Here is a 9,167-nt window from a genome sequence, read left to right as displayed (position 1 = left end):
ACCACTCGTCGGCGGCAAGACCGACTCGACTGCGCCGCTCGGCATCACTTCGCACGCGAAGAGCCGCTTTTGCTTCCACCGCCGAAGTACGCCGAAACGTGTATGAGTCGATATCGCCATGCACGCTCGCCATCAAGACTGGACCGGTAAATTCAATGCACACCACCCGATGACGACTATTGGCTCATGCCGTGCGGCTGTTGAATGGAGAAACGAGGGATCTCATGCCTTTTTTCACCGGGATGCCGGAGGAGATGGTCACCGCCGCTGCCGACCTAGCTGGTGTCGGGTCGACGCTGAGGTCAGCCAATATGATTGCGTCGACCAACATCATTGGAATAGCTGCGGCCGCGCAAGACGAGGTGTCGGCTGCGGTGGCGGCGTTGTTCTCTGATTACGCGCAGGATTATCACCAAATCAGCGCCAAAGCTCGGGTGTTGCACTCGGAGTTCGTGCAGACATTGGCATCCACCGCGAGTGCCTATGCCAGCGCCGAAGCCACCAACGCCTCACCATTGCAGCAGTTGCTGAATGTGATCAATTCGCCCAGTGTGGCGCTTACTGGGCGCCCGCTGATTGGCAACGGCGCCAACGGCGCCCCGGGATCCGGTCAGGACGGCGCACCGGGGGGCTGGTTGTTCGGTGACGGCGGCGCGGGCGGCTCTGGTACAGGGTCCCAAAACGGTGGGGCAGGTGAGGCAGCCGGACTGATCGGCAACGGCGGTGCCGGCGGGGTCGGCGGCAGCTCCCAAACTTCCGTTGGGGGGGCAGGCGGCCGGGGCGGGGCCGGCGGACTGCTATGGGGGAGCGGTGGATGTGGCGGCGCCGGCGGGACGACGGCCGTCGGCGCCACCGGCGGAGCGGGCGGGGCTGGTGGGTCGGGTGGATTGCTGGGCGTCGGCGGGGCCGGCGGAGCGGGCGGCGCGTCAGATGCCGCCACCGGCGGTGCGGGTGGCGCCGGTGGAACCGGCGGACTGCTTGGCGCCGGAGGCGCCGGCGGGGTCGGTGGGTTGGGCGGTACTTTGGGCGGTGTCGGCGGGGCTGGCGGTGACGCCGGCTTGCTCGTCGGCTCCGGCGGCGCCGGCGGGGCGGGCGGTGTTACCAACGGTGGTCCGCTGGGTGCGGTGGGCGGCAATGGAGGCAACGCAGGCCTGCTGATCGGCGACGGCGGCTCGGGTGGGGCCGGCGGGTTCAGCGAGGTCGGAGTCGGCGGTAGCGGGGGAACAGGCGGCAACGCTGGTTTCGTGTTGGGCAGCGCCGGGTCCGGTGGACCTGGTGGGGGAAGCGTTAGCGGTGATGGCGGGTCCGGCGGGATGGGCGGCGCCGCCAGCTTGCTGGGTTTCGGCGGCAGTGGCGGGGCCGGTGGCGCAGCAGAAGTTGGCGGCGGCGGCGCCGGCGGGACCGGCGGCAGGGGTGGGATATTGCTGGGCGGTGGCGGGGCTGGTGGTTGCGGTGGCCAAGGCGATGGCGCCGGCGGTAATGGCGGGACCGGCGGCAACGCCGGACTGTTCGGCAATGGTGGCAATGGCGGCAACGGCGGGGTCGGTGCCACGCCAGGCGCCGATGGCAGTGGCGGAGCTGCCGGGCTGTTGTTGGGTGCTAACGGCAATAACGGCTCAGCTAGCGCGACGGCTTTGCCCGCCCTGCGGCAGGATCTGCTCGACCTTCTCAACGCGCCGAGCCTTGCCCTGACCGGGCGGCCGCTGATCGGCAACGGCCTCAACGGTGCTTCTGGGACCGGGCAAGGCGGCGCCGCGGGTGGGTGGCTACTCGGTGATGGGGGAGCCGGCGGCTCCGGCGGACCTGGCCTGTCCGGGGGGTCCGGTGGAGCTGCCGGGCTTTGGGGTACCGGCGGAGCCGGCGGGGCTGGCGGGAACTCAAGTGCTGCCAATGGCGGGGCCGGCGGCGCTGGCGGGGGCGGGGGTGGGTTGTTCGGGCCCGGCGGGGTCGGTGGAATTGGCGGATCCTCGTCGGTCGCAAACGGCGGCGCCGGCGGCGCCGGTGGCGCTGGCGGGTTGTTTAGCGCCGGTGGGGGCGGTGGAGAGGGTGGATTCGCCACCGCATTCCTCGGGGTCGGCGGGGCCGGCGGGAACGGTGGCGCCGGCGGGGCTTTAGCTGGGTTGTTCAGCGCCGCCGGTGGTGCCGGCGGGGGCGGCGGACTTGGCCTCAGTGGCCCCGGCGGGGCGGGCGGCGCCGGCGGCAACGCGGGGCCGCTGTTTGGTAGTGGCGGCATGGGCGGGGTCGGAGGCTTTGGCGGCAATCTTGCTGGGGGAACGGGTGGGGCCGGCGGTAACGCGGGCCCGCTGTTCGGTGGTGGCGGCATGGGCGGGTCCGGCGGATTCAGCCTTAATGGCGGCATCGGTGGTGACGGAGGCGCCGGTGGTGATGCCGGCTGGCTGCTGTCGAGCGGCGGCGCCGGTGGGAGCGGCGGAATAGGTTTTGGTGGGAACGGTGGTAACGGCGGCGCCGGTGGCAACGCCGGCCTGCTGGGCAACGGCGGGTCCGGTGGCGCCGGCGGCATAGCCGGAGATTCAGACAACGCCGGTGCTGGCGGGCAAGGCGGCCGAGCCGGCCAACTTATCGGTAATGGCGGAGCCGGCGGCGCGGGCGCAAACGGCACCATCATTGGTGGTAACGGCGGAGCCGGAGGTAACGCCGGCCTGCTTGGTAACGGCGGTAACGGCGGCAACGCCGGACTCGGCCCGACACCGGGTCAAGTAGGAGCCGGTGGAATCGGCGGGCTGTTGTTGGGCCAAAACGGGCTCAACGGGTTGATCTAACCAGTCGCCTGTGGTGGAGCTGGCCGTTGATCTTGTTGAACAACGGCCGCAGTGCGGCGGCGTGAGGGTCGCCGTGGACACCAGCACCTGTGGTGGTTCTTATGACACGAAGAAGGGTGTACGGCGTTGCGAATTTCGAGGATATCCGCTGCGAGTCTCGAGAACCAGGACATGTCTTGATCGCGACATGGCCTGTGGGGGAGTAGCCATTCCCAATACCGCCATATCAATTCTTGATGGTTCGGCCAATTGGCTGGTAGCGGTGCATTGCGCAGTGGGTGGATGACATGGAGCGCCCTCGGTCGCAACGATGATCTGCGGCCGTCCTCGGCGTTGGCCGTGCGGAGCCGATGGCCATATAACCACGATATGGGTGTATCGAAAATGCGTAGTACCCAACCCGGTGGTCATCGGCGAAGCTGGTTTCTATCTCCTGAAGTGCCGCCCGCTTTTAGCAGAGCGGCCACGACTGCGTGAGGAAGGCAAAGGATGAGGAACGCCAACGCGGTTAGCCCGTCATTGGATAAGGTGCTGCGACGCCCTGATTGATCGCGCCTCTCTGGTTTCGATGGCGACAATGTCGAAGGGGCATTGCACCGCAACCAACTCATACACGATGCGCCCCCAATGATTTCCTTTCCGCACTGAAGTACGCGGAATTGCGTATAAGTCAATGCGCCTTGAAATCGATGCGTCGAGCATGAACCTGCGCACTTGATACAGAGAAATTAGATGACGACTAGGGGCTCACGCCTACTGATATGCGTCTTTCGAGATAAAGAAACGAGGATTTTCAGTGTCGTTTTTGACCGTGTTGCCCGAAGAGATGTTCAGCGCCGTTACCGACCTGGCTAATGTCGAGTCGGCGGTGAGATCAGCGAACGCGTTTGCGTCGAGCAATACTATTGGAATAGCGCCGGCGGCGGCAGACGAGGTGTCGGCTGCGGTCGCGGCGTTGTTCTCTGATTTCGCGCGGGACTATCACCAAATTAGCGTTAAAGCTAAGGCGCTTCACTCGGAGTTCGTGCAGACGGTGTCATCCTCAGCCAGCGCCTATTCCGGCGCCGAAAGCGCCAATGTCTCGCCTCTGCGGAGCTTGGAACAAGAACTGCTGGGCTGGGTCAATGCACGCTCCAACGCGCTCCTGGGGCGTCCGTTGATCGGCAATGGGGCCAACGGCGGACCGGGACAGAACGGAGGCGACGGAGGGCTGCTGTTCGGCAATGGCGGCAGAGGTGGCAACGGCGCCCCGGGCCAGGCCGGCGGCAACGGAGGCAACGCCGGACTCATCGGAAACGGCGGCAATGGCGGCAACGGGAGTACCGGTTTCACCGGCGGCAATGGCGGCAGTGGCGGACTGTTGTTCGGCAACGGCGGAAACGGCGGCAGCGGTGGTGTGACCGCGGCCGGAGGCAGCGGCGGCAACGCGGTGCTGTTCGGCAACGGCGGTGCCGGCGGGGCGGCCGGTAATGGTGGCCACGGCGGGATGCTGTTCGGCAATGGCGGAAACGGCGGCAACGCGGCCGACAACTTCACCAACGGCGGGAAGGGCGGCAATGCCGGACTCGTCGGAAACGGGGGCGACGGCGGAAACGGGTTCGTCTTGCGTGAGGCGGGGTTGAATGGGCCTCTCGGCGACGAACTCGGTGCCACTCAGGGCGGCGACGGAGGCACCGGCGGACGCTTGTTCGGTAGCGGCGGCGACGGCGGAAGCGGGGCGAAGATCGTTGGCGCCGGTGGTAACGCAGGGCTTATCGGGAATGGCGGCGACGGCGGCGACGGCCGGGTCGGCTCTCGCGGTGCACGGGGCGGCAACGGCGGATCCCTGTTCGGTAGCGGCGGCAACGGCGGCGATTCCGATTTCTTCGCCGATGGAGGTCAAGGTGGCGACGCCGGCCTGATCGGCAACGGCGGAAATGGTGGGCGAGGTGGCCAGGGCTTCTTCCCGGGGAACGGAGGATTCTCATTTTCTACGGCGAATGACGCCACTCCGGGAACGAACGTAACGACGAATGGTGATGCCATCGCAACGGACGGCGGCAACGGCGCCAACGGACTACGGGGGCCGAATGGCAAGACGGCCGAGCCGTTCGCGACAGGAGACGGCGGCGATGGCGGCCGGGGCGGAATGTTGATCGGCAACGGCGGTCATGGCGGTGACGGCGGAACCGGCGGAATTGGTGGTGACGGCGGCCGGGGCATTCTGCGGCTCAGCCCCGATGGGGACACCATCAATAACAGTGAGGGCGCTCCGGGAGCTGATGGCGGGCAAGCCACCTCGCTGACGGGCGATCTTGCCCAAGGCGGCAAGGGTGGTGACGGTGGCAACGGTGGCGCCGGCGCGACTGGTGGTCTGGGAGGCGACGCAGGACGCGGTGGCAATGGTGGCCGAGGGGGCCTTCTGATAGGCAACGGAGGTGATGGCGGGACCGGCGGCGTCGGCGGTACGGGCGGAATCGGCCGCGATGGCGGTTTTGGCGGAGACGGTGGTAATGGGGGGAGGGCCTCCTCCGCTGCTTCTGCAATCGGCGGTCACGGTGGTGACGGTGGCGATGGTGCCGCCGGCGGCACGGGAGGTCGCGGCGGGGTCGGGGGTGTCGGCGGTAACGGTGGCGCCGCCGGGCTGATCGGCAACGGCGGCCGAGGCGGCGATGCGGGTAACGGCGGTGTAGGCGGTCTTGGCGGCGGCGGAGGCTTTGGCGGGAGCGGCGACTCCGGCGGGTCCGGCGTTGGTAGCCAAGCCAGCGGCTTCGGCGGTGACGGCGGTGACGGTGGCAGCGGCGGTAACGGCGGTGACGGCGGCAACGGTGGTCCAGGCGGTACCCGCGGCGGCGTCGGCGGAGCTGGTGGATCCCTATTTGGCCAAGCCGGCGCTGACGGCGGCAGCGGCAGCGGCGGCATCGGCGGCAACGGTGGTCCGGGTCGAAACGGCGGCTCTGGCGGACCCGGCGGATTCGGCACCAGTGAGTCTGGTAGCCGAGGCTCGAATGGCGCTCATGGTCTGTCCGGCAAGCCGGGGCAAAGCGGATGACTCTGGCTCAGCGGGCGGCGCCACTCGACGGTAAAGGTTCGCGTCCACATCCACGCGCCCAGTGCCCGATCGAAGGCGTCGGCATCGATGCGGGCGAACAGTTTGCGCGACCTCGACTCGCCGGGGGCCGCTGCCGCTGGTGAGTCCAAACCAGATCAGCTGGTCGACTGCGGTCTCCGCGGCACACTGGCCGATCGCCGCCAACGAGCGGCACCCGGCCACGGTAGCGGTGACGCGAGCGCGAGTACGCCGGCCAACGAGTAGCGCACCCCGCGCCGGTCGCGTGGGTCGGGCACTGCCTGCAGGGCTTCCAACCGTCGTTCGCGGCGCGTCGGCTTCGTACCGGCAGGTGGGGTGGGCGGCCGACTAGTGTCTGACATGCCAAAGCGTTGTGGGGACGGAGGACACTGATGGTCATTCGTATCGGTCGGTCGGCAGCCAGTTCATCATCGACGGCGCGCTGGTGACCGACGTGCCGCACAAGCAGTTCTGAGCATGCCGGCGAGCCTAACCGCCCGCCTGGCCGAGATAGCGGGCTCGAACCAGGTCGTCACCGACCCCGACGTGCTGGCCGGCCGCAGCGTCGACCACACGGGCCGGTACCGCGGCCAGGCCAGCGCGCTGGTGCGCCCCGGTTCGGCCGACGAGGTCGCCCAGGTGCTGCGGGTGTGCCGAGACGCCGGCGCGCACGTCACCGTTCAGGGTGGCCGCACCTCCCTGGTGGCCGGCACCGTTCCTGAGCATGACGACGTGCTGTTGTCCACTGAAAGACTCACTGCGATAAGCGATGTCGATGTGGCCGAGCGCCGGGTGACGGCCGGTGGCGGCGCCACCCTGGCGGCGGTACAGCGGGTGGCTACGGCGGCCGGGCTGGTGTTCGGCGTCGACCTGGCGGCCCGGGACACCGCGACCGTCGGTGGCATGGCATCGACGAACGCCGGCGGGCTGCGCACCGTGCGCTACGGGAATATGGGCGAGCAGGTCCTCGGTCTGGATGTGGCGTTGCCCGACGGTTCGGTGTTGCGCCGGCACAGCCGGGTGCGCAGCGACAACACCGGATACGACCTTCCGTCGTTCTTCGTCGGCGCCGAGGGCACTCTTGGCGTCATCACCGCGCTGGATCTGCGGCTGCACCCCGCGCCGTCGCACCGGGTGACCGCGGTGTGCGGATTCGCTGACCTCGATGCGCTGGTCGACGCGGGGCGGATGTTCGCCGAGGCGGACGGGATTGCGGCGCTGGAGTTGATCGATGGCCGGGGCGCGGAGTTGGCGGGTGATCAGTTGGGAGTCGGGGCGCCGGTCGCCGGCGACTGGTTAATGCTGGTGGAACTGGCCGCCGACCACGATCAGACCGAACGGCTGGCCAGGCTGCTGGACGGTCTGCGGTTGTGCGGCGAGCCGGCCGTCGGTGTGGATGTTGCTGCCCAGCAACGGTTGTGGCGAGTGCGCGAATCGCTGGCCGAGGTGTTGGCGAGTTACGGCCCGCCATTGAAGTTCGATGTCTCGCTGCCCTTATCGGCGATCAGCGGGTTTGCCCGCGACGCGGTCGCATTGGTCGGCCGGCGGGTACCCGGGGCGCTGCCGGTGTTGTTCGGGCATGTCGGCGAGGGCAACCTGCACCTCAACGTGTTGCGCTTGCCGACAGACCAGGAGCCCGCGCTGTATGCGGAGATGATGGACCTGATCGCCGGCTGCGGCGGCAATGTCAGCTCCGAGCACGGCGTCGGCACTCGCAAGCGGGCCTATCTGGCGATGTCCCGGAACGCTGCCGATATCGCTGTTATGCGCGCGGTCAAGGCGGCATTGGACCCGACTGGCTATCTCAATGCGGCGGTGTTGTTCAGTCCGGATTCTTGATCCCGACGGCGTGGCGTAGCTGAGCCAGGAACTGATCGGCGTCATCACTGCGAACGACGTAGTGCGAGATCGCAATTCGGATCACCGTCGCCGCCTTGACCGCCGCGTTGGGGCCGGGCAGCAGCCGTTGTAAGCCCTCCCGCATCTCCGGGATGACAGCGGACATCTGCGGTAGGACGTGCTCGGGCTCGATGTCGACCATCCGGACACCCGAATACGAGTACTGGTAGTCGACGATGAATCGCAGTGCGGCATCGAGCCTTTCGACTCCCCTGAGCCCCGCCGTCGCCTTCGCGAGCCCCTTCTCGAAATTCTCGCGTTCATGTTTGGAGAACGCCGACAGCAGCTCTTCTTTGGAGGCGAACCAGCGGTAGAGCGTGGGCCGAGACACGCCGGCCTGCGCGGAGACCTCGGACAGGCTGAGTTTGGTCTTGCCGTTACGGGCCAGCACCTCCGCGGTGGCGGCGAGGATCCGCTGGCGCGTCGAGGTGTCGTTTTCGACGCTTTCGCTCACCGGCGACGGCTGGCTCATGTTGTGGCCTCCCCTGCGGAGCTCTGCTTGGGAGGCCGAGGGCGCACCAGCACGGACTGTTGGATGGCGCCGACCGCACTCCGCTCGTCGAACAGCGACCCGACCGTCGCACCGATTCCGTCCGGCCCGTAGCTGGTTTCCGCGCGAATGCCGATCCACTCTCCCTGCGGAACCCGGAAAACGTGCACGGCCACGTCGGTGTTGACGAAGGTGAACTTGGTGATGTCCAGCTTGCTGCCGATGCCGTTGGCGCAGTCGGCCACCGCGAACAACCGTTCCATCGGCGTCATGGTTTCACCGGAAACCAGGTCGGAGAGCGGCTTGATCCAAGATTCACCGGGTCCCGGCTGCAACGGCTCGGTCAGCCACAGCCATTGCAAACTGTGGACATAGTTGCGGTCCCATTCCCGGGCCTTCAGGTTGCGCTCCCGCGCCTCGGACACCGGGCGCGGCGGCGGTGTGGGTGCGTGCACGACGGCGCGGGTATCGACTTGCTGTAACCGCCACCCGCTGGCCCGGGCAACGGGCCGGGGTTCATTATCGGGTCCCAGGGCCAGCATCTCGGCGACGACCAACTCGATCTGTCGGCCGCCGCGTTCGAGTTTGGAACGAACCCACAGATCCCCCTCCACGGGCACCGGGCCGAGCAGGTCGATCACCACCCGGCTCAGGCGGGTGTCATCGCGTCGCTGGCACCGCTCCAACGCGCGCGTCAGCAGCGCCGACACCGGAGCGCCGTGCTGCATCGAGGACGACCAGGTGCCCCGGGACAGGTCGGTGGCCCGGAACTTCTCGCCGTGCGCGTCGGCACTGTCGATCAGCTCGTAGTACGAGTCGGTCATCGTTCCTCTTCGGTCAGGGCGAGCGTTGGCGCCACCAGCGCGCCTTTACAAACCACTGCAAAAGTGTCATGCACCGCCGGCAATGCTGTCAACGCGGGCGGACCGTCGACCGAGCTTTACAAGGA

5 protein-coding genes are annotated in these 9,167 nt (G+C 67.9%); 3 read left to right on the top strand and 2 right to left on the bottom strand.

Annotation, left to right across the window (positions count from 1 at the left end; translation table 11 throughout):
• Window positions 1-224 precede the first annotated feature (224 nt).
• The 3 genes from ACX9NE_RS20680 (at window position 225) to ACX9NE_RS20670 (ending at window position 7,668) form a co-directional block, all read left to right on the top strand.
• Window positions 225-2,780, top strand: a complete 2,556-nt coding sequence (locus tag ACX9NE_RS20680) for a PE family protein (RefSeq protein WP_459362667.1) — start codon at window positions 225-227, stop codon at window positions 2,778-2,780.
• Window positions 2,781-3,576: 796 nt separating this feature from the next.
• On the top strand, window positions 3,577-5,811 hold the full coding sequence (locus tag ACX9NE_RS20675; protein WP_459362668.1) for a PE family protein: 2,235 nt from the start codon (window positions 3,577-3,579) through the stop codon (window positions 5,809-5,811).
• Between the two features lie 495 nt (window positions 5,812-6,306).
• Window positions 6,307-7,668, top strand: a complete 1,362-nt coding sequence (locus ACX9NE_RS20670; RefSeq protein ID WP_459362669.1) for an FAD-binding oxidoreductase — start codon at window positions 6,307-6,309, stop codon at window positions 7,666-7,668.
• On the opposite strand, the gene ACX9NE_RS20665 is transcribed toward ACX9NE_RS20670, so the two are convergent.
• Both ACX9NE_RS20665 and ACX9NE_RS20660 read right to left on the bottom strand, forming a co-directional pair.
• A complete protein-coding gene (locus ACX9NE_RS20665) occupies window positions 7,652-8,200 on the bottom strand; it encodes a TetR/AcrR family transcriptional regulator (RefSeq protein ID WP_459362671.1) in 549 nt (182 codons plus the stop codon). The genes ACX9NE_RS20670 and ACX9NE_RS20665 overlap by 17 nt on opposite strands.
• Entirely contained in the window at window positions 8,197-9,042 is an 846-nt protein-coding gene (locus tag ACX9NE_RS20660; RefSeq protein ID WP_459362672.1) for a thioesterase family protein, read from the bottom strand. The genes ACX9NE_RS20665 and ACX9NE_RS20660 overlap by 4 nt, the downstream gene beginning before the upstream one ends.
• Between the last annotated feature and the right edge of the window lie 125 nt (window positions 9,043-9,167).

The sequence above is a fragment of the Mycobacterium sp. ML4 genome, assembly GCF_054515735.1.
This window is presented reverse-complemented; position numbering and strand designations above follow the sequence as displayed.